Here is a 20711-nt window from a genome sequence, read left to right on the forward strand (position 1 = left end):
GGGCCGCCGCGCCGCCCGATTGCAGATAAAAAGAGAGCCGCAGGGTGCGGCTCTCTTTTTTGTCTGTTTGCAGGTGGAAGGGCGCGGCGACGGCGGGGGGGGGGGGGGGGGACGATGGGAGTGCCGGGTGCCGGCCGGGTCCCCGATGGCAGACAGGGGAACAGACACCGGAGCTTGGGGACTGGTTGCCGCCAGACGACAGGTCGAGCTGCACCGCTGGCTTGCCGGAAAAGGAGGAGGACAGCGCCGCCCACCTGCGGGGGAGAGAGACCTTGGCAGCAGAGGAGCGGGCGGGGCGTTCCCGTCTGCGGCCGATTTTGGCAGCCGGTGACGCCGCTTGCCGCCGGGACGGCCGTTCGGTTTTCCCCCCTGCCGGAGAGGAGGGCCCCATACCGAGTGCAACACTCCGGCCCAGAGGGGGCGTAGTCTGTCAACGCCGCCCCTGGGTCAGGCGGTAGCTCATCTCCAACAGGTCAAAGATGGCCTCCCCCTCCACCGACCCGTCCAGGAGGATGCTGACCCAACTGTCCTTGTTCATGTGGTAGGCCGGGAGGATGCCCGGGTTTTGCCGCAGGGAGCCGACGAGCAGCGGGTCGCACTTGACGTTGAGGATGTCCACCCGCCCCTCGCCGGGCAGGCCGAGGGAGCGCGCCGGCACCTCCATGAGGAGGGCATACCAGCGCCGGTTCTCCCGGTGGCGCAGCGCCAAGTGGTTGGGAAAGCGGGTCCAGAGGGCCTCTGGCTCGGTGCCGTAGCGCGCTCTGGCGCGCTCTAAAATGGCTGTTTTGTCCACTGGGTGCACAGCGAACACTCCTTTCTCGGCGGACGGGCCGCCTTTTTAAACGAGTATAGCGGGGGCGGCGGGTTTTGGCAAGGGCGGGCGCAAAAAAGGAGCCGCGCTCTCACGGCTCCTTTTTTGAGATGGAACAGAGGGGGTCATTTGGGGCTCTTTGTGCTATCGCCGCCTACCGCTGCAGGTGTTTCCAGCCGGCAAAGTGTCGTTTGCAGAGCACCGCGACGAGGAGGGAGGCGGTGAGGATGGCCAGCCAGGTGGGCAGGGCGGAGGCATCCCCCGTCTGGGAAGCGCCGTCCTCCGGCCCTTGGGTCGGGGGCGCGGCATTGCCGCCGGAGGGATCGCCCTCCTCCGGGTCCGGGGTCGGGGGCGTCTGCCCGCCGCCGTCCGGCGGCGCTGGGTCCACCGGGTCATCGGGGACGGGGGGCGTCGGCTCGTCGGGATCGGGTTTTACTGGGTCGTCGGGGTCAGGGGTCACCGGCTCGTCGGGGTCGGGCTCCACCGGGGCCTCGCGGTAGAGGGCGCGAACGGTGGCCTCGGCGCTGGCGGTGAAAGCGGTGTTGGCGGCGGTGGCGTCGGCAAAAGTGCCCTCGCCCGACACCAGCTCCCAGCGGTCAAAGGCCATCCCCTCGGGGGCCGGGTCGGCGGTGAGGTAGGCGGGCTGGCTGATGAGCTGGTTGTCCGAGCCGCTCCCCCCGTCCACCGCAAGGGTGTAGAAGTGCCCGGCAGGGGCCACCAGCACGTCAGTGGTGGGCCGATCGCCGACGCCGAAGGTCTGGCCGCCGCCCTCTAGGGGGATGATCTCCCCGTCCTGGGGGCGGGCGATGGTGGGGAGAGGGGTGTCGGCTGTTTTCAGCGAGAAGGCGATCTCGCCGCCCGCCTGGACAGCGGGAGCGCCCCCGCTGGAGAGGGCGTAAAAGAATCGATCCTGCCCGGAAGAGAGAGGTGTCCCGTCAAAGAGGAGGAGGTCACCGCCGGTGGCAATGGCGGGAAGGGGGATGTTCTCCCCCTTGACGGGAAGGGCGCGGGCGGTGACCTGGGAATTGCCTGTGATGACGATCTTTCTGTCTGACTGGATGGGCGTTTCTCCCGCCGCGCAGACGTTCACACGGGAAGAGGTGATGGAGAGAGCGCGGTTTTCGTTTTGTGAGCGAAGGACAATGGGCCCATTTGCCGTGAGATCGCTGCCATTGATGAGATTTATACTGCCGTTGGTCGACTCCATTCCGTCGCAAAGGGCGATACAGTTATTCAAACTGGCGCTTGGAGCGGTGATTTTTTTGCAAATCAGATTCTGAATATTGGATGCACTGATTGCCCCCGCAGCGGCCAGGTCCCCGTCTACTGTCAAGAGGCCATCCTCCACGGCATGAGCTTCCTTTACCAGGGATAGGGGACCCGCGCTGCTGGACAGTGCAGTGAGATGACTTGCCCCATCAAGGCCAATAAAAATGCCGACGGTTTCTCCCTCTTGTCGGATAAGGGGTTCCAACGTGACACAGTGCGCTCCCCGGTCAACTTTGTTCAGCTCTATGTATCCGGCCCCAGACGTAACTTTAATGTGCACGTCCTCCTGCACCGTCCCACTGAGCCGACAGTTGTTTTCGAGAATGAGGATGTGTGTGACCGGGTCATAGGTATACTGGGCCCGCCCTGTCCCGGCAGTGTGCGTCATACCTATCGACAGCGGGGGCGCGTACTTTACCTGTAGCTGGTCAAAACCAGCGGATGCGGTATAGGTGGCGCTGCCATTTGAAAATGCTAGGTACATATTGTTGCGGGTGATGTCGAGGGGGTCGCTTCCAGTGGAGGTCACGGTGACCTGATCCCCCTCTTTGCAGTAAAACCCGTCAAAGTCCCCCCGGCCGGAGATGGACTTGCCCGATGGGGCCGAAAGGGAGACTGCCTGGGCGGCATTGCCGGTGAGTTCTACCCGGCGGTAGAGGGGGTTGGCGGCTCCCGTGCTCGGGGTGAAAGAGGGCTGCTTGCCCCCCTGGGCGGCGAGGTAGACCCCTCCCTCGGCTTCGGTGAGAAGACCGGTGGCTCGGGCGTCCCCGCTGAGGTAGATTTGATTGCAGGTGATGGCGTCGGCCCCGTCGATCCCCCCGCCGGCGGCCGTGAGAGCGCCAATGGAGCAGGCGCTTCCCACCTCTCCCATGAGGCGGGGAGAACCCGCATCGCCGCCGCTGAGTTGGAGTTGGTCCACGCGGGCGGCATTTGTGAGTTTTAGTTGGTAGTCGCCCGGCCGCATGATGAGGGTGCCGACATGGGCCGCCAGATACAACTCATCGGGGGGGTCCTGCGGCAGCTGTATGTCCAAGGTCCCGATCTCGCCGCCCTGGCACTGGAGGAGGAAGCCGACCGAACAGCTGGGGACTTCGGTTTGGGCCTTGAGGGATCCGACGGTGCCGCCGCTGATGATCAGCCGCCCCGCGCAGAGGTTCAACTGTCCCACGTGGCCGCCGGAGATGCTGACGTAGGTGTTGCCGGACGAGGGCGCGCCGCGGTCCGCTTCCATGGCGCTGATTCCCGACACCTCCAGCCGGTCGATGGAGGCGGATTCTCGGATGTTCAGGCGGCCCAGCTTCTGCAGTACTCGGCCGTCGCCCTCGCAGCGGACCGAACCTTCTACCTCCAGAGAGGCGTCCTCTTCCCAGACCAGTTCTCCCCGGACGATCAGGGTGGCCCCTTTTTCGATGGTGATGGTCCCCGGGTACAGACAGTCGCCCGCATCGGCGTTGGAGCCGATGGAGACCCGTTCTCCCGCCGGCACGACATAGGTGGTCCCCGCCTTTAGCGTGCCCATTTCGGGGGTGAGGGGAACTTCGTCCCCCGCCGCCAGGGGCGAGAGCCACAGGACGCCGGCGAGGAGCAACAGGGTCAGGGCGATCCCTGCGACGCCAGCCCAGTGCCGCAGGGTGAGACGCGCGTGTTTCACAGAAAATAGCCTCCTTTTAAAGGAGAGAAAAGGCAGGGCGTAAGGGGAGGCGTCAAAGAAGGTGTGCTTTTCCGTTCTTTTGGAGACAGCAGATAAAATTGCCCTATTTGACGATTGATTTGATAGATCAATCGCTTTTTTTGTCGTTTTTCTCCTTTTTCGTTGTGCCATACCGTTTCTATGAGCCGAACGGAAAAGCACACTTTTTATACAGTATACAGGCTTCCTCAAAAAATGACAAGAATCCTACAAAATAAAAGAAAAAAACAGCGCTTTTTAACTGGAAGAGGGACTTGGAACGCCGCATCTGCCATCCGCCTTTTGCGCCCCGTCGTCTTGCAGCGGAGAGAGGCAACCAAACCAAAAAGGCGCAGGGCGGGCCCGGAGGCCCGCCCTGCCCCGGCAATCGGCTTTGGAAAGGGGGTTACAGCACCACGATCTCGCTGTCGCGGATATGGGAAGATCCCTCGGGGGTGCGCCAGACGGCCCCCTCGTAGGCGCGGAAGGGGGGAGCGCCCTTGAGCTCGGAGATGAAGGCGCCGATGAAGTCGTAGGGCAGGTGGCTGACAATGGGCCGCACCCAGGTGTGTTCGGGGGTGGGCAGGGCGATGATGTGGGCCCCCTCGGCAAAGGTGCCGGGGGCGCAGTCGGTGATGACATAGACCTTGCGGCCGATGTTCACCGCGCACTGCACCAGCTCCTTGGTGCGGGAGAGGGAGGGCGAGTCGGCGAAGATGGTGATGAAGGTGCCCAGGGTGGAGGGCTCCTCGGTGAAGTAGTTGATGTGGCACCAGTCCTCGCAGTCGTCCCCGGTGACGAGACCGCCGAAGAACTCCACCATCTTGGCCTGGCCGAAGACGGCGGTGGAGCGGCTCTCCCCGTCGGAGACAAAGTCGAAGGCGCGGCAGTTCTGCAGGTCCTGGGCGGCGGCGAAGCAGGCCTCCTCCATTGCGGGCAGGGCGGCGGCCGCCTGGTCGAGATGTGCGGTGATGCAGGCGGTGAACTGCTCGTGGGTGAGGTCGTTGGAGCCGTTGACCCGGCCGATGTGGTGGGCCAGGCAGAACAGCGCCAGGGTGGAGGCCACGTAGGAGCAGACCCCGGGAGCGGGCTCGAGCTGGGGCATCCCCAGGGGGAGGACGTAGTTGGCGGAGGTGGCCACCGGCGACTCCGGGTTGTCGGAGATGGCCAGAGCGACCCCGCCGTGTTTCACCGCCCGCTGCAGGCACTCGGCCACCCGGCTGACGGTCCCCGAGATGCTGATGCCGATGACCAGGGCGCCCTCGATCTTTTCGACGGGGAGGTGACGGGCAAAGTCGGTGGCCTTGACGGCGGTGCACTTGACCCCCGACAGGGCCTGGAAGGCCGGCAGGGCCGAGAGCCCGGCCAGATAGGAGTCGCCGCAGCCGGTGATGTAGACCCTGTGAACGGCCAGCAGCTCCTCCGCGGGGATGACCTCGCTGATTTTGGGGGCGGCCATGTTCTGCAAAATCAATTTGCCGAATTCGGGGGTGTAGCGGCTCTGGCGTGCGCCGGCGCTGTCGTACTGTTTTTTGTCCATGGTGGCGTTACCTCCTAAAAATTCCGCCGGGTAACGGCGGAGATTGGGTTCATATTCCTAATCAGTATAGCACAGATGAGGGGGAGGGGGCCGCCAAAATTTCGGGCCTCTTTTTGTCGATTCTGGCGGAGGAGGGAGAAAAATAGCCACAAAAAACGGTTGACATTTTAGAGGATCGGGCATACACTACCAATTAGTTGATTAACGATTAATCAGTTTACATTTAGCTGGCAAAATAGTGTGCCGCCGCGCCCCCCTCACCGGCAGGGGAGACGGCGGCCGCCCTGCCGGCAGGAGAGGAGAGACTCATGGGAGACAAACTCAGAGACATTGTCTGGCGGATCAACCGGCTGCACGTGCTCCACCGCATCTACCTCAGCCGGGCCGCGCTGGAAAACGGCCTCTACTTCGGGCAGCTGCCCATCCTCGAAAACATCATGGACCACGACCTCTGCACCCAGAAGGAGCTGGCCGCGTGGATGCGCATCTCCGCCCCCTCCATCGCCACCTCGGTCAAGCGGCTGCAAAAGCACGGGCTGGTGGAGAAGCACAGCGACCCCGAGGACCTGCGCTGCACCCGGCTGCACGTCACCGAGAAGGGGCGGGCCTACGCCGCCTCCAGCCGGGCGGCCTTTGACCAGGTGGACGAGCGGCTGTTTGCCGGGTTCACCCCGCAGGAGCTGGAGGAGCTGCAGGGCCTTCTGGAGCGGATGATCGACAACCTGGGCAGCGAGTACCGCGACCGCCCCTGGCGGGAGCTGATGGACACGGCCCGCTCCCTGCGCCACCAAGTAGAACAAGAGGAGGAAAAGGATGGTTAGACAACTGGCACCCTACACGAAAAAATACCGTTTGTACATGATCCTGGCGCCCATCTCGGTCATCTTCGAGGTGCTGCTGGAGATCCGCATCCCCTACTACATGTCCAAGATCGTGGACGTGGGCATCAATACCGGGGACATGGACTACGTGCTGCGCACCGGGGGGATGATGGTGCTGATGGCGATTCTGGGGCTCTGCTTCGGGGCCACCAGCTCCCGCTTCGCCTCCATGGCCGGCATGGGCTTTGGCAGCGAGCTGCGGCGGGGGCTGTTTGAGAAGGTGCAGTCCTTCTCCTTTGCCAACGTGGACAAATTCAGCACCGCCTCCCTCATCACCCGGCTGACCACCGACGTGCAGACCATTCAGATGGCCTTTATGATGACCATCCGCATGCTGGTGCGCGCCCCGGTGATGCTGGTGGGGGCCACCATCATGGCGGTGCAGATCAACGGAGAGTTGGCCCTGGTGTTCCTGGTGGCCATCCCCATCCTCGCCAGCCTGCTGGCCCTGATCGCCGTCAAGGCCTACCCCCAATTTCGCAAGATGCTCGACCGCTACGACAACCTCAATGCCTCGGTGCAGGAAAACCTCATCGCCATCCGGGTGGTGAAGGCCTTCGCCCGCTCCGAGTTTGAGAAGGGCAAGTTCAAAAACGCCAACGACGCCCTCACCGCCGCCCAGCGCAAGGCCGAGCGGATCCTCAACTGGAACATGCCGGTGATGCAGCTGACCGTTTACAGCTGCATCGTGGCCATCCTCTGGTTCGGCGGGCAGAAGATCGTGGTGGGCAACATGCAGACGGGCGAGCTCATCAGCTTTGTCAGCTATGTCAACCAGATCCTCATGTCCCTGATGATGATCGCCAACGTCTTTGTCAACCTGGTGATGAGCCGGGCCTCCCTCCAGCGCATCTCCGACGTGCTGGCCGAGGAGCCGGACATCCAGGACGGCAGCGGCGAGGCCCAGGCCGCCGACGGCTCCATCGACTTTGAAAACGTCTCCTTCAAGTACAATAAGGACGCTTCCGAGAAGGTGCTCGAGGGGATCGACCTCCACATCGCCTCCGGGCAGATGGTGGGGATCATCGGCGGCACCGGCAGCGCCAAGAGCACCCTGGTGCAGCTGATCCCCCGCCTCTACGACGTGAGCGAGGGCCGCATCCTGGTGGGCGGCCGGGACGTGCGCGACTACAAGATCGCCGAGCTGCGCCAGGCCGTGGGGATGGTGCTGCAGAAAAACGTCCTCTTCTCCGGCACCATCCGCGACAACCTGAAGTGGGGCGACGGGGAGGCCAGCGACGAGGAGATCGTGGCCGCCGCCCAGGCCGCCCAGGCCGACGACTTTGTACAGTCCTTCCCCGACGGGTACGACACTGATTTGGGGCAGGGGGGCGTCAATGTCTCCGGCGGGCAGAAACAGCGCCTTTGCATTGCCCGGGCGCTGCTGAAAAAGCCGAAGATCCTCATCCTCGACGACTCCACCAGCGCCGTGGACACCGCCACCGACGCCAGGATCCGCCAGGCCTTTGCCACCGATCTGGCGGGGACCACCAAGATCATCATCGCCCAGCGGATCACCTCGGTCTGCGACTGCGACCAGATCATCGTCATGGACGGCGGGAAGATCGCGGCCGTGGGGACCCACGACGAGCTGATGAAGACGAGCGAGATTTACCGGGACGTCTACGAGTCCCAGCAGAAGGGGGTGGCCTAGGATGCCGAGACCGCGCACCAATTTTCAAAAACCCAAAAACGCCAAAAAGACCCTGGGCCGCATCTTCGGCTACATGCTCCACCGCAAGTGGATGCTGCTGTTGGTGCTCTTCACTGTGGCTGTCAGCTCGGGGGCCGGGGTGGTGGGCAACTACCTGCTCAAGCCGGTCATCAACGAGGGGATCATCCCCCTCATTGGCGCGGCCAACCCCGACTTCGGCCCCCTGATCCGGCTGCTGTGCACCATGGGGGCGGTCTACCTTTGCGGGGCGGCCTGCACCTTTGGCACCAACCGGATGATGATGCTGGTCTCCACCGGCACCCTCAACGAGATCCGCAAGGACCTGTTCGAGCACCTGCAGGACCTGCCCATCCGCTACTTTGACACCCGCACCCACGGCGAGACCATGAGCCGCTTCACCAACGACGTGGACACCCTGCGGGAGGCCCTCACCATGGGGGTCACCCAGCTCATCACCTCCACGGTGACGGTGGTGGGCACCTTCACCATGATGCTGGTGCTCAGCCCCCTGCTGACGCTGCTGATCGTTTGCATGCTGGCGGTGATGTTTGTCATCATCAAGTTTGTCACCAAGCGCAGCGCCCACTTCTACAAGGTGCAGCAGAAGGAGCTGGGGAGCGTCAACGGCTACATCGAGGAGATGATCGAGGGCCAGAAGGTGGTCAAGGTCTTCTGCCACGAGGAGGAGGTCAAGGGCGAGTTTGCCCGCCGCAACGAGAACCTTCGCCAGGCGGCCACCAACGCCAACACCTTTGCCAACATCCTGATGCCCATCATGGGCAACCTCTCCTACGTCAACTACGCCATGACCGCCGCGGTGGGCGCCTTTCTGGTGATCACCGGGGGGATGGACCTGGGGTCGGTGGCCTCTTTCTTGCAGTACACCCGCTCCTTCTCCCACCCCATCACCATGATTTCCCAGCAGTTCAACGTCATCCTCGCCGCCCTGGCCGGGGCCGAGCGGATCTTCGAGGTCATCGACGAGGAGCCCGAGGCCGACGACGGCTACGTGCAGCTGGTCTTTGCCGAGGAGGGGCCGAACGGCGAAATCGTGGAGTGCGACCACCACACCGGCAAATGGGCCTGGAAGCACCCCCACGGCGACGGCACCCTGACCTACACCTGGCTGCGGGGGGACGTGCAGTTTGACGACGTGACCTTTGGCTACGATGAGAAAAAGACCGTCCTCAACCACGTGACCCTCTACGCCAACCCCGGGCAGAAGATCGCCTTTGTGGGCTCCACCGGGGCGGGCAAGACCACCATCACCAACCTCATCAATCGCTTTTACGACGTGCCCGACGGCAAGATCCGCTACGACGGCATCAACATCGGCAAAATCAAGAAGGCCGACCTCCGCCGCAGCCTGGCCATGGTGCTGCAGGACACCCACCTCTTCACCGGCACGGTGCGGGAGAACATCCGCTACGGCAACCTCCACGCCAGCGACGAGCAGGTGGAGGAGGCGGCCAAGCTGGCCAACGCCGACGGCTTCATCCGCCACCTGCCCCAGGGGTATGACACCATGCTCCACTCCGACGGGGCCAACCTCTCCCAGGGGCAGCGGCAGCTGCTGGCCATTGCCCGGGCGGCGGTGGCCAACCCGCCGGTGCTGATCCTCGACGAGGCCACTTCCTCCATCGACACCCGCACCGAGGCCCTGATCGAAAAGGGGATGGACCGGCTGATGCAGGGGCGCACCGTCTTTGTCATCGCCCACCGGCTCTCCACCGTCCGCAACTCCAACTGCATCATGGTGCTGGAGCACGGCGAGATCATCGAGCGGGGCAGCCACGACGAGCTGTTGGCCCAGAAGGGCAAGTACTACCAGCTCTACACCGGCCAGTTTGAGCTGGAGTAGAGGGAGACGGGCCCCGATTCAAACGGGCCCCTAAACCGGCGAAAACCCGGTGCGCAGGCCTGGCCTCTGCCCGAAGGGCATGTGGCGGCCGCGCACGGCGCCCCCCGTTCATCTGCGGCATGACCACAGATGAATGGGGGGCGTTTTTGCGCCTGTGGGGCTCTTTCCCGGGCCGCCGGTGCCCGCCTCTTGACGGAGGGGGAGCGCCCTTCGCGGTATTCGGTGTTTTCCGGCAAGGGCGGGGCACAGAGGAGGAGCTTTCTGTCTTCGATGAGGGCCCTCCGCCGCCAAAAAGGGGGGTGGCCCCTCTCCATGGTTCAGGCCGCTGGAAGGCGTTGGGTACACCCCGCGCCAGCGGACCATCTTCCCGGGCGGCGGAGCACGGGGCGCGGGGAGACGCCGGGCCGTCTATCCCGGGAGGCAAGACCCACCCCCGTTTGTAGGTGAAAGGGTGGCCGGAGGGGGTCGCGCAGTCGGCACCCTTTCCGCCGTCGGGCTCCTTCTTTCTCCAACTCGTCCCCCAGCCGACCGGCCCCGCTTTCCTTTTTCGGCCCGCGGGTGTAGGATAGGGGGAGAAGCTGGCCCCGGCCGTTGACGGCGGGGCAGCACCAAGAGGAAAGAGGGGGAGCGATTTTGAAGACCATTGCCATTGTCACCGGGGCCAGCGGCGGCCTCGGCCGCGCCTTTGTCGAGCAGTTGACGGAGAGGCTGCTGGACGAGATCTGGTGTGTCGCCCGAGACGGGGAGAAGCTGGCCGCCTTGAGGGCCCGCTGGGGGGAGCGGATCGTCCCCCTGTCCCTGGACCTGGCTGCAGCGGAGAGCGCCCAGGCGCTGGAGCGCCGGTTGCAGGAGCAGCGGTGCGCCGTCGCCTACCTGGTCAATAGCGCCGGCGTGGGGGAGGAGCTGGCCCCCACCGGCCGCTTTTCGCCGGAGCAGGCGGCCCGGCTGGTGGCCGTCAACTGCACGGCGGTGACCTCCCTCTGCGCGGTCTGCCTCCCCTTTATGGCGGCGGGGGGGCACATCCTCAACATCGCTTCCCAGTCGGCCTTTCAGCCGGTGCCCTACCTCAACCTCTACGCTTCGTCCAAGGCCTTTGTCCGCAGCTATACCCGGGCGCTGCACGCGGAGATGCGGGGGACGGGGCTCACTGTCACCGCCGTCTGCCCCGGCTGGGTGGACACCGGGATGCTGGCCCGGGAGGTGGGGGGCGTGAAGGTGCGCTATCCCGGCCTGGTGCCCCCTGCCCCCGTGGCGCGCAAGGCCCTGAAAGACGCCGAGCGGGGCCGGGACCAGTCGGTCTGCACCCTCTATGTCAAGTGGATGCACCTGGTCGCCAAACTCCTCCCCCAAAGGGCGGTGATGTGGGGCTGGACCAAGTCGGTGCAGCGGTATCTGTGACCCCTGCTCCTCCGCCCTCGCACGAGCGGGGGGCCAACGGGGCAAACAAAGGGGGCGGGCCCTTCTCCACAGAGGAGAGGGCCCGCCCCCTTTTGCCGCCTGTGGGCCGCCTTTAGGCGCCCACCAGCTCCTTGGTCTCTTCCAGCGCGTAGGAGAGCTGGTCGGGGCAGGAGGTGCCGTTGCGGCACTGGGTGCCCCGCAGCAGCTCGATCACGTCGTCCACCTTGCGGCCGACGCAGAGCTTGGACACCCCGGCGGTGTTGCCGGCGCAGCCGCCCACGAACTCCACGCTCTTGATGATCCCGTCCTCCACGTCGATGGTGATCTGACGGGAGCAGACGCCTTTGGGGATATAGGTGTGTTTCATTTTACAGTCTCTCCTTTTTGCCTTTCAGTATGATTTCCAGCTGGTCGCCGGCGGTGTTGCCGGTGCCCAGCGGGTTGTCCTTTTGGGGGGCGTGGCCGTGAAAGTCGGTCCCGCCGGTGACCAGCAGCCCGTATTCCGCCGCCAGTTGCCGCAGCCGGGCCTTGTCCGCCTCGGTATTGCGAGGGTGGTCGATCTCCAGCCCGTCCACGGTCCCCTCCCGGCAGAGGGCCTCGGCCAGCTCCATGCTCCGGTAGACCGAGGGGTGGGCCAACACCACCCAGCCGCCGCTGCGGCGGGCGATCTCCAGCACCTCGTAGACACTGGGGTAGTCGATGGGCTCAAAGCAGCTTCCGGTGCCGGGGTCAAAGAGCTGGTGGAAGAGGGGGCCGCCGTAGCGGGCATCCTCGGCCACCCCCTTTTGCTGCAGGGCCTGCATCATGTGGGGTTTGTAGAGGCACTCGCTGTCGTAGCTGCGGGCGAAGATCTCCTCCAGCGTCAGCTGGGGGTAGAGGGCGCAGAGCCGCCGGGCCATGACGAAGCCGGCCTTCATCCGCGCCCGCCGGGTCCGCTCGCAGAGGGCCTCGATCTCCGCGGTGTCCCGGGGCAGGTAGCACAGAACGTGCACGCTGCGGCCGTTGGCCGGGTCCCGGGCGGACAGCTCGATCCCCTTGATGATTTTCAGGCCGTATCCCGCCGCCAGCTCGGCGGCGTAGTCGTAGCCGTGAAAGGTCTCGTGGTCGGTGATGGCCAGGTGGTCAAGCCCTGCCTGGCGGGCCAGTTTCAGCAGTTGCGGGATCTCCATGGCCCCGTCGGAAAACCGGCTGTGGCAGTGCAGATCGGCGGACACGACGCCCCGCCCCCTCTCTTCGATATGGATTTCCCAAAAAGTATACGACAAAAGCCCAAAAAAGTCCAGAGGGGAGGGCGCGGCCGATTTTTCGCCCCCCTTCTTTGCCGCAGCAGGGAAAAATAGGTTTGGACAAACCCCGCCCCCTCCCGTATAATAGAAGGCAGATAAACGGGGCCGCCGCTCCGCAATGCAAGCAGAAAGGGGGTCGCCCGCCGTGTACCAGCTCAACTACCAGTCCTACGCCCAGGCCGCCGCCGTCCCGCAGCGGGCGCTGCAGCTGATGGCCGCCGGCTGCCCGCAGGAGATGGCCCAGGTGTTCTGCCACATCCTCGCCGCCCAGCCCGCCACCATCGCCCCGCTGGAACTCTCCCAGCAGTTGGGGCTGAGCGTGCTGCAGGTGGACCGGGCGCTGGAGTGGTGGGCCGGCCAGGGGCTGCTGGTGCGCAGCGAGGCCCCGGCCCCCCAGGCCGAGCCGGTCAAGACCGCCGCCATCGGCACCACCACCCGCCTCTCCCGGCAGGAGGTCAACGCCATCGCCGCCGACAGCGAAGAGGTGCAGTTTTTGTTGGGGGAGTGCCAGTCGGTCTTCGGCCGCCCCATCTCCCCCACCGAGGCCAACATGCTCGTCAGCCTCCACGCCCTGCACGGGCTGCCGGTGGCGGTGATCCTCATGCTGGTGGGCTACTGCCGCTCGGTGGGCCGCTGCAAGGTGGGCTATATCGAGCGCACCGGCATCGGCTGGCTGGAGAGCGGCATCGACACGGTGGAGAAGGCGGACGCCCACATCCAAAAGCTGCTGCGCAGCCGGGACGCGCAGGAGCGGGTGCGCGCCCTCTTCGGTATCCACGACCGGGTCCTCACCAAGAAGGAGGAGCAGTTTTGCTACACCTGGCTGGAGGAGTACGGCTTCCCCGACGAGGTGGTGAAGGCGGCCTATGAGATCTGCGTCGACCGCAAGGGCAAGGTGCTCTTCTCCTACATCCACTCCATCCTCAAGTCCTGGTACCTCAAGGGCTACCGCACCCTGGGGGAGGTGCAGGCCGAGCAGCGGCCCGCCGCCCCCGGCAACAGGGGGAAGGGGTTTGCCCCCTCCTTCGACGTCGCCGCCCTGGACCAGTCCCGCACCCGCCTGCCGACCGCCAAAAAGAGAGAGGGGGAATAGCCCATGGCCTACGAAAAAGCCGTCTACGACCGGGTCCACCAGCTCCTGTCCCAGCGCCGCCGCGCCGCCTTTGAGGAGCAGGCCCGCCGCCGGCGGGAGTGCTACGAGCGGTGCCCCCGCCTGGCCCAGGTGGACGGGGAGCTGCGCCGCACCGGGGCCGGGGTGGCCAAGGCCGTCATCTCCGCCGGCGCCGACCGGGGGGAACTGCTGGAGGGGCTGCGCCAGCGGGGGGCCGCCCTCGCCGAGGAGAAGGCCCGCCTCCTGCGGGAAAACGGCTGGCCGGAGGACTACCTCAAGCCCCCCTTCACCTGCCCCGACTGCCAGGACACCGGCGTGGTGGGCAACCGCCGCTGCCACTGCTACGGCGCCCTTTTGCGCCAGGTGGAGGCCGAGCGCATCAACCGCCAGTCGGGGCTACGGCTGTGCTCCTTCGACAGTTTTGACCTGCGCTATTACAGCAGGGAGGGCCGCCCCGGCGACACCCCCTTTGAGGTGATGGGGGAGGTGCTGGCCTACTGTAAGGACTACGCCGCCCACTTTGGCCTGCACAGCCCCAACTTGCTGATGATGGGGGCCACCGGGCTGGGCAAGACCCACCTCTCCCTGGCCATTGCCAGCCAGGTCATCCAGAGGGGATTTTCCGTCCTCTACGGCAGCTTCGGCAATTTTGTCGCCATCCTGGAAAGAGAGAAGTTCGGCGCCGACCGGCAGGGGGACACCCTGGCCTCCCTGCTGGGCTGCGACCTGCTCATCCTCGACGACCTGGGCAGCGAGTTTTCCACCCCCTTTGCCGTCTCCACCCTCTACACCCTGGTCAACACCCGGCTCTCCGCCGGGCGGCCCACCATCGTCAACACCAACCTCACCTTTGCCGAGATCTCCCAAGCCTACACCGACCGCATCACCTCCCGCCTGGCGGGCTCCTACGTGGACGTCCGCTTTGTGGGCAGCGACGTGCGGCTGGCCATGAAAAACGGTCTTTAAAGGCCGTGGATAGGGCCGCCTTTTCCCCAGCGGGAGAGGGCGGCCCCCGTTGCAAAAGGAGGGACCCACCATGAAGAGAAGTCTCTGGAAAGGGGCGGCCGCCGCCCTGCTGACCTGCGCCCTGCTGCTGAGCGGCTGCGGCGGCCCCCCGGCGAAGGAGGACGCCCTTCCCCTGGACGCAGGGGGCGATCGCCAAAACCTGCCGCTGGGGAAGCCGGTGACCGGCCCTGTCCCGGTGGTCATCGACTGCGACCCCGGGACCGACGACGCCTATGCCCTGGCCCTGGCCGCCAGCTGTGAGCAGCTTGCCATCCGCGCCGTCTGCGCGGTGCAGGGCAACGCCCCCCTCGCCCACACCGGCCCCAACGCCCTGGCCCTCTGCGCCTACCTGGGGATCGACTGCCCGGGCTCCCAGGGGGCGGCGGCCCCCCTCTCGAGGGAGGCGGTCACCGCCGAGTACGCCCACGGCAGCAACGGCCTGGGCGGGGTCAAGCTGCCCGATCCCGGCAGGGCGTTTGACAGCCTGCCCGCCTGGGACCGGCTCTACCAGGAGGCGGTGGCCGCCGGGGGAGAGCTGCAGGTCATCGCCCTGGGCCCCCTCACCAACGTCGCCACCGCCCTGCAAAAATACCCCGACCTGCCCCAGTACCTGGCGAAGATCACCGTCATGGGCAGCAGCCTCAGCGGGGGCAACATCACCGCCCAGGCCGAGTTCAACGTGTACAGCGATCCCGAGGCCTGGCAGGTGGTGCTGGCCAGCGGCGTCCCCCTCACCGTCGTGGGGCTCGACGTCACCACAAAGACCTATTTGAGCCAGGACAACTTGGCGGTCCTCCTGGAAAAGGAGGGGCGCGCCTCCGCCCTGCTAAAGGGGATCGCCGACTACGCCGCCACCCGGAGCAGCCAGTCCGGCCTCACCCTCAACGACGCCCTAGCCGTGGCCAGCGTGGTCAACCCGCCGGTGGTCACCACCCAGGCGGCCGACCTGCGGGTGCAGGCCAGACCGGGCTCCGGAGTCGACGGAAAGACCACCGCCACCAACCCCAAGAAGGGGGAGGAGGGCAACTGCCAGCTGGCCCTGAGGGTGGACAACGCCCTCTTTCAGGCCATGCTCCTGCGAATGATGGACTTTTATGCCGCCGGTTGAGCGGCGGCGCCCCCTGCGGCCGGTCCGGCGGACAGGCCGCTTTTTTTGTTCAAGAAAACCCCCGGCTGTGCCGGGGGTTCAGAAAAGCTTTAGCGATGCAAAAAAAATAGAACCTCCTTGCAAATATAGAAGTGGAAGTATGCCCCAACCATATCCATATGCTTGTAGAGATACCGCCTAAAATGAGCGTTTCCAGTTTCGTAGGATTTCTCAAGGGAAAAAGCAGCTTGATCATTTTTGAGCGACATGCAAATCTAAAGTACAAATATGGCAACCGGCAGTTTTGGTGTCGGGGGTATTATGTTGACACCGCAGGCAAGAATGCGAAAAAGATAGCGGAGTATATCCAAAATCAACTCAAAGAGGACCAAGTCGCAGACCAGCTGACAATAAAAGAATACGTGGACCCGTTTACGGGTAGCAGGTAAGAATCCCCTCGCAAGTGGCAGGCCGTACCAACGCCTTGAGGCGTGGCTAGTAACCTAGGGCTTTGCCCGCATATGCAGAACCACCAGCTTTGCTGGTGGGTTTCTATTGGCGGAGAGGGGGGCGGGCGGTGACAAACGGCCCCCCGCATCCGTATCTCTTGGTGAGAGGAGGCGGTGCGCGATGAAGGAGCGGTGGGCGGAGGTCTATGTCCCCCAGGGGATGCCCGCGGGGGAGCGGGTGACGGCCGTCCGCTTCTGGGGGCTGTGCGTCACCTGCGGGCGGGACGGCGGCGAGGACTTCATCGCCCTGCCCGCCCTGGAGGAGGGGCAGGGCCGCGCCCTCGACATCCCCTTTGCGGTGGAGGGGGTGCCCTTCCGCCTCACCCAGATGTACCGCCGGGGCGAAGCGGTGACGGTGCAGTTTCAGCAGGAGCTGTTTGAGGGGGGCGAGCTGAAGGAGGCCTGCGCCGCGGACCTGACCGGCCAGAAGGCCGCCTTCCAGGAACTGTTTGACGGCAGCCCCCTGTCCAGCGAGGAGCTGTTTCCCTGGCGGTGCACCCTCTTTGACCGCGACAGGGGCAGCGCCTCCTTCCCCGCACAGGGGGAGGAGCCGGTCCGCTTCTATCTCTTTTCGGCGACCCTGAAGCGCTCGGGCCGCTTTGCCGCCCGGTTTCCCTGACGGCGGCCGCACAGAAGAAAAGCCCGGCGCGCCGCTCTCGCTGTGCGCCGGGCCTTTTTCAAGCGACTAAACCATAAGCCGGGTTCTGTCATGTGTGACGATCTATCTCGACTGCGCGTCGCCGCGCAGCTCTAGCCACCTTGTCGAGGACGGGTCGGGCGCCCATCTGCCCTCTGTGCGGTGTTGCTCCGGGTAGGGTTTACAGAGCCGCACAGTCTCCTGTGCGCTGGTGAGCTCTTACCTCGCCTTTCCATCCTTACCGGGGGGACCCCGGCGGTTTCTTTCTGTTGCACTTTCCCTAAAGTCGCCTTCGGCTGCCGTTAGCAGTTACCCTTGCCCGATGGAGCCCGGACTTTCCTCACGCGGGCCCTTTCGAGCCTCGCGCGCCGCCACATGGTCTACTCGCTGGAAAACAAAGATCAGTTGCTCAGGGGGACGCCGTTGGCGTCGGTTGCAATGGAGCCGGTGAGGATCAAGATCCCCTCGATAAAGCCCCAGAGGCTGGCGATGCCGCAGCTGCACAGGGTCAAAACCAACTGCAAGACCGCCTTGCCGGTGTAGCCCAGGTAGAAGTTGTGGGCGCCGAAACCGCCCAGGAGGATGCCCAGCACCCCGGCCGCCACCTTGGACTTTTGGGGGTAGCCCGGCACGTACTGGCGCGCCCCGCAGTAGGGGCAGACGGCGGTGCCTGCGGGCAGGAAGTTGTTGCAGGTGCTGCAGTAGTGCCCCTGGCCGCCCTGCTGCTGGTAATACCCCTGGCCCTGCTGCTGGTAGGACTGCTGATAGGGCTGCCCCTGTTGCTGGTACCCGCCGGCTTGCTGCTGCGCCCCGGCCCCCTGGCCGGGGTCTTTGGCACAGCCGCAGACCGGGCAGAAGGTGGCGTCGTCGGGGAGGTATGCGCCGCACTGTTTACAGGTCATAGCGATGTTCCTTTCGCGCGCGGGCCTTGCCGCCCGCCGTTGTGTCGTTTGCAGTTGTCACGCTGTTTCGAGCGTGTCTATTATAGCAGGAGTTCGGCCCGTTCGCAAGCCAAACCGCCACTTTGCAATTTGGGGTGCCCGGTCCTTGCAATTTTTCACAAAGCAAAGCCGGTTTGCCGCCCGGTGAACTATAAAATGCTCTGAAAGTGGCGGCAATTGGCGGCTTTCTCGCAAAAATAGTTGCATTGGCGGGGTTTCCCGCAGTACAATAACTCCATACTGTACCGATATAAAGTATGAAAGCACACCCTGCGGGGAGAAGAAGGAGGAAATGAGTATGTCCTTTCAAAGCGAGTACCTCACCACAGTCTACGACGCCGTCTGCAAGAGAAATGCCGGGGAGCCGGAATTTTTGCAGGCCGTGCGCGAGGTGTTGGAGTCCCTGGAGCCGGTGATCCAGGCCCGGCCGGAAATCGAGAAGTGGGGCGTGATCGAGCGGATGGTCGAGCCCGAGCGGATGATCGTCTTTCGCGTCCCCTGGGTGGACGACGGCGGCAGGGTGCGGGTCAACCGGGGCTTTCGGGTCCAGTTCAACTCGGCCATCGGCCCCTACAAGGGCGGCCTGCGGCTGCACCCCACCGTCAACGCCTCGGTCATCAAGTTCCTGGGCTTTGAGCAGGTGTTCAAAAACAGCCTGACCGGGCTGCCCATGGGCGGCGGCAAGGGCGGCTCCGACTTTGACCCCAAGGGCAAGTCCGACCTGGAGATCATGCGCTTTTGCCAGAGCTTTATGACCGAGCTCTACCGCCACATCGGCCCCGACACCGACGTGCCCGCCGGGGACATCGGCGTGGGCGCGCGGGAGGTGGGCTACCTCTTCGGCCAGTACAAGCGGCTGAAAAACGAGTTCACCGGCGTCCTCACCGGCAAGGGCCTCACCTACGGGGGCAGCCTGGTGCGCACCGAGGCCACCGGCTACGGCCTGTGCTACTTCACCCAGGAGATGCTCGCCAAGATGAAGGGCGACTCCTTCGCCGGGAAGACGGTGGTCATCTCCGGCTCGGGCAACGTGGCCATCTACGCCGCCCAGAAGGCCACCGAGCTGGGGGCCAAGGTCATCGCCCTCTCCGACTCCGCCGGCTACATCGTCGACGAGCGGGGCATCGACCTGGCGGTCATCAAGCAGATCAAAGAGGTGGAGCGCGGGCGCATCCGCGAGTACGCCGCCCGGGTCTCCGGCGCCACCTACACCGAGGGCAGCCGCGGCATCTGGAACACCCCCTGCGACATCGCCCTCCCCTGTGCCACCCAGAACGAGCTGGACGCCGACGGCGCGGCCGCCCTCATCAAAAACGGGGTGATGGCCGTGGCCGAGGGGGCCAACATGCCCTCCACCCCCGAGGCCGTGGAGGCCTTCCTGCAGGCGGGGGTCCTCTTTGGGCCCGCCAAGGCCGCCAACGCCGGCGGGGTGGCCACCTCCGGGCTGGAGATGAGCCAGAACTCCATGCGCTACAGCTGGAGCGCCGAAGAGGTGGACCAGAAGCTGCAGGGCATCATGGTGGGCATCTTCCACAGCGCCTACGAGGCCGCCGAGAAGTACGGCCGCCAGGGCAACCTGGTGGTGGGGGCCAACATCGCCGGCTTCACCAAGGTCTGCGACGCCATGCTGGCCCAGGGGGTCGCCTACTAGGGCGTCTCTCCCGCCCGGCGGGCGATTGACAACCGCCCCCCGCGTGTTACAATGGAAAAAAGCCATGAAAAAAGGAGAGAGTACCATGACCGAGATCAAATTCGAGCGGGCCGCCGCCCTCAAAGCCAAACCCCAGGACGAGAGCAAGCTGGGCTTCGGCTCGATTTTCACCGACTACATGTTCGTGATGGAGTACACCGAGGGCCGGGGCTGGCACGACCCGGTCATCAAGCCCTACGGCCCCCTGCCGCTGGACCCGTCCGCCATGTGCCTGCACTACGGGCAGGAGGTCTTTGAGGGGATGAAGGCCTACCGCGCCGCCGACGGCCGCATCCTCCTCTTCCGCCCGGAGGAGAACTTCAAGCGGCTCAACACCTCCTGCGAGCGGCTGTGCATCCCCAAAGTGGACGAGGCCTTCTGCCTGAAGGCCCTGGAGCAGCTGGTGGAGATCGAGCGCGACTGGGTGCCCCACATCCCCGACGCCTCCCTCTACATCCGCCCCTTCATCATCGCCACCGAGGGCAAGCTGGGGGTGCACGCCTCGAACAGCTACTACTACGTGGTGGTCCTCTCTCCCTCCGGCCCCTACTACGCCGCCGGGCTCGACCCGGTCAAGATCTACGTCGAAAAGTCCTACGTCCGCGCCGTGCGGGGCGGGATGGGCTTTGCCAAGACCGGCGGCAACTACGCCGCCAGCCTCAAGGCGCAGGAGGAGGCGTCTGAGCAGAAGTACGCCCAGGTCCTCTGGCTCGACGGGGTCGAGCGGCGCTACATCGAAGAGGTGGGCGCCATGAACATCTTCTTCGTCATCGGCGACGAGGTGGTGACCCCCGCCCTGCAGGGGAGCATCCTCCCCGGCATCACCCGCAAGTCCGCCCTGGAGCTGATGGCCAGCTGGGGACTGACCGTCAGCGAGCGCCGCCTGGCCATCGACGAGGTGGCCGAGGCCTACGACAAGGGCCTGCTCAAGGAGTGCTTCGGCACCGGCACCGCCGCCGTGGTCTCCCCGGTGGGCGAGCTCAAGTGGGGCGACAAGGTGATGGAGATCGGCGGCGGCCAGATCGGCCCCGTCTCCCAGCGCCTCTACGACACCCTCACCGGCATTCAGTGGGGCAAGGTCGAGGGCCCCGCCGGCTGGTCGGTGGAAGTCTGCAAGTAAAGCAGCTTAAAAAATAGCCGCAGGCTATTTTTTCGGCCACATGGGCCATCCTTGGCCCACGGCCATGGAGATGAACTGTTTTTTATTGCGGAGCAATAAAAGATCCCTCTGCCCGGGCGCAGGGGAGAGGCCCCGGCCACCCGCGCCGGGGCCTCTCTTTTGCCGCGGGGCGAAGGGCCAAGGGCCAAGGGCGAAAGACAAAAAGAGAAAGGCGGCATGCA

General features: G+C 65.0%; 16 protein-coding genes, 1 other RNA gene and 1 pseudogene. 11 read left to right on the forward strand and 7 right to left on the reverse strand.

Annotation, left to right across the window (positions count from 1 at the left end; genetic code table 11):
- Positions 1–430: 430 nt before the first annotated feature.
- The 3 genes from GT748_RS00125 to GT748_RS00135 form a co-directional block, all read right to left on the reverse strand.
- Complete coding sequence (locus tag GT748_RS00125; protein ID WP_353590692.1) at positions 431–802, reverse strand: MmcQ/YjbR family DNA-binding protein; 372 nt, start codon at positions 800–802, stop codon at positions 431–433.
- A 163-nt stretch (positions 803–965) separates the two neighbouring features.
- The gene (locus tag GT748_RS15115) at positions 966–3731 is read right to left on the reverse strand and encodes a hypothetical protein (RefSeq protein ID WP_192927519.1); all 2766 of its coding nucleotides are present in this window, start codon (positions 3729–3731) and stop codon (positions 966–968) included.
- A gap of 424 nt (positions 3732–4155) precedes the next feature.
- Complete coding sequence (locus tag GT748_RS00135) at positions 4156–5289, reverse strand: SIS domain-containing protein (RefSeq protein ID WP_021661202.1); 1134 nt, start codon at positions 5287–5289, stop codon at positions 4156–4158.
- A 308-nt stretch (positions 5290–5597) separates the two neighbouring features.
- Between GT748_RS00135 and GT748_RS00140 the strand changes: the two genes are divergently transcribed.
- The 4 genes from GT748_RS00140 (at position 5598) to GT748_RS00155 (ending at position 11104) form a co-directional block, all read left to right on the forward strand.
- Positions 5598–6110: a MarR family winged helix-turn-helix transcriptional regulator gene (locus GT748_RS00140; protein ID WP_021661200.1), complete on the forward strand. Its 513-nt coding sequence runs from the start codon at positions 5598–5600 to the stop codon at positions 6108–6110.
- Positions 6103–7824: an ABC transporter ATP-binding protein gene (locus tag GT748_RS00145; RefSeq protein ID WP_021661199.1), complete on the forward strand. Its 1722-nt coding sequence runs from the start codon at positions 6103–6105 to the stop codon at positions 7822–7824. Before GT748_RS00140 ends, GT748_RS00145 begins: the two co-directional genes overlap by 8 nt.
- Before the next feature lies 1 nt (position 7825).
- The gene (locus GT748_RS00150) at positions 7826–9706 is read left to right on the forward strand and encodes an ABC transporter ATP-binding protein (protein ID WP_021661198.1); all 1881 of its coding nucleotides are present in this window, start codon (positions 7826–7828) and stop codon (positions 9704–9706) included.
- Between the two features lie 633 nt (positions 9707–10339).
- Positions 10340–11104, forward strand: a complete 765-nt coding sequence (locus tag GT748_RS00155) for an SDR family NAD(P)-dependent oxidoreductase (protein ID WP_205301326.1) — start codon at positions 10340–10342, stop codon at positions 11102–11104.
- Positions 11105–11216: 112 nt separating this feature from the next.
- Here the strand turns inward: GT748_RS00155 and GT748_RS00160 are convergent, their stop codons facing one another.
- Positions 11217–11471, reverse strand: a complete 255-nt coding sequence (locus GT748_RS00160) for a TIGR03905 family TSCPD domain-containing protein (RefSeq protein WP_021661194.1) — start codon at positions 11469–11471, stop codon at positions 11217–11219.
- Position 11472: 1 nt separating this feature from the next.
- Positions 11473–12318, reverse strand: coding sequence for a PHP domain-containing protein (locus GT748_RS00165; protein ID WP_081693079.1), 846 nt, complete (start codon positions 12316–12318; stop codon positions 11473–11475).
- A 217-nt stretch (positions 12319–12535) separates the two neighbouring features.
- Between GT748_RS00165 and GT748_RS15640 the strand changes: the two genes are divergently transcribed.
- From GT748_RS15640 to GT748_RS00190, 5 genes and pseudogenes are all read left to right on the forward strand, one after another.
- Positions 12536–13483 carry a DnaD domain protein gene (locus GT748_RS15640; RefSeq protein WP_044993393.1) on the forward strand — a complete coding sequence of 316 codons (948 nt, stop codon included), beginning with the start codon at positions 12536–12538 and terminating at the stop codon, positions 13481–13483.
- A gap of 3 nt (positions 13484–13486) precedes the next feature.
- Positions 13487–14467 (forward strand): ATP-binding protein, encoded by a 981-nt coding sequence (locus GT748_RS00175; protein ID WP_021661191.1) that lies wholly within the window; start codon positions 13487–13489, stop codon positions 14465–14467.
- Positions 14468–14537: 70 nt separating this feature from the next.
- A complete protein-coding gene (locus GT748_RS00180) occupies positions 14538–15614 on the forward strand; it encodes a nucleoside hydrolase (RefSeq protein ID WP_161222296.1) in 1077 nt (358 codons plus the stop codon).
- Between the two features lie 125 nt (positions 15615–15739).
- Positions 15740–16042: pseudogene (tnpA, locus tag GT748_RS00185) on the forward strand (IS200/IS605 family transposase); the annotation flags it as partial.
- Between the two features lie 181 nt (positions 16043–16223).
- On the forward strand, positions 16224–16721 hold the full coding sequence (locus GT748_RS00190; RefSeq protein WP_021661187.1) for a hypothetical protein: 498 nt from the start codon (positions 16224–16226) through the stop codon (positions 16719–16721).
- A 59-nt stretch (positions 16722–16780) separates the two neighbouring features.
- On the opposite strand, the gene rnpB is transcribed toward GT748_RS00190, so the two are convergent.
- Together rnpB and GT748_RS00200 are read right to left on the reverse strand one after the other, a co-directional pair.
- Positions 16781–17126: RNase P RNA component class A (rnpB, locus tag GT748_RS00195), an RNA gene on the reverse strand.
- A 14-nt stretch (positions 17127–17140) separates the two neighbouring features.
- Complete coding sequence (locus GT748_RS00200) at positions 17141–17641, reverse strand: TM2 domain-containing protein (protein ID WP_021661186.1); 501 nt, start codon at positions 17639–17641, stop codon at positions 17141–17143.
- A gap of 337 nt (positions 17642–17978) precedes the next feature.
- On the opposite strand from GT748_RS00200, the gene gdhA reads away from it, so the two are divergent.
- Together gdhA and GT748_RS00210 are read left to right on the forward strand one after the other, a co-directional pair.
- On the forward strand, positions 17979–19331 hold the full coding sequence (gene gdhA / locus GT748_RS00205; RefSeq protein WP_044993391.1) for an NADP-specific glutamate dehydrogenase: 1353 nt from the start codon (positions 17979–17981) through the stop codon (positions 19329–19331).
- Positions 19332–19416: 85 nt separating this feature from the next.
- Positions 19417–20490 (forward strand): branched-chain amino acid aminotransferase, encoded by a 1074-nt coding sequence (locus GT748_RS00210; RefSeq protein ID WP_081693078.1) that lies wholly within the window; start codon positions 19417–19419, stop codon positions 20488–20490.
- Positions 20491–20711: the final 221 nt, after the last annotated feature.

Source organism: Bittarella massiliensis (ex Durand et al. 2017) (genome assembly GCF_009876955.1).
Lineage (GTDB): Bacteria > Bacillota > Clostridia > Oscillospirales > Ruminococcaceae > Bittarella > Bittarella massiliensis.

Excerpts from the sequence above, each read along its gene's own strand:
- GT748_RS00135 (WP_021661202.1), bottom strand. The coding sequence starts at position 5,289 with ATGGACAAAAAACAGTACGACAGCGCCGGCGCACGCCAGAGCCGCTAC.
- GT748_RS00140 (WP_021661200.1), top strand. The coding sequence starts at position 5,598 with ATGGGAGACAAACTCAGAGACATTGTCTGGCGGATCAACCGGCTGCAC.
- GT748_RS00145 (WP_021661199.1), top strand. The coding sequence starts at position 6,103 with ATGGTTAGACAACTGGCACCCTACACGAAAAAATACCGTTTGTACATG.
- GT748_RS00150 (WP_021661198.1), top strand. The coding sequence starts at position 7,826 with ATGCCGAGACCGCGCACCAATTTTCAAAAACCCAAAAACGCCAAAAAG.
- GT748_RS00160 (WP_021661194.1), bottom strand. The coding sequence starts at position 11,471 with ATGAAACACACCTATATCCCCAAAGGCGTCTGCTCCCGTCAGATCACC.
- GT748_RS00175 (WP_021661191.1), top strand. The coding sequence starts at position 13,487 with ATGGCCTACGAAAAAGCCGTCTACGACCGGGTCCACCAGCTCCTGTCC.
- GT748_RS00180 (WP_161222296.1), top strand. The coding sequence starts at position 14,538 with ATGAAGAGAAGTCTCTGGAAAGGGGCGGCCGCCGCCCTGCTGACCTGC.
- GT748_RS00190 (WP_021661187.1), top strand. The coding sequence starts at position 16,224 with ATGAAGGAGCGGTGGGCGGAGGTCTATGTCCCCCAGGGGATGCCCGCG.
- GT748_RS00200 (WP_021661186.1), bottom strand. The coding sequence starts at position 17,641 with ATGACCTGTAAACAGTGCGGCGCATACCTCCCCGACGACGCCACCTTC.
- gdhA (WP_044993391.1), top strand. The coding sequence starts at position 17,979 with ATGTCCTTTCAAAGCGAGTACCTCACCACAGTCTACGACGCCGTCTGC.
- GT748_RS00210 (WP_081693078.1), top strand. The coding sequence starts at position 19,417 with ATGACCGAGATCAAATTCGAGCGGGCCGCCGCCCTCAAAGCCAAACCC.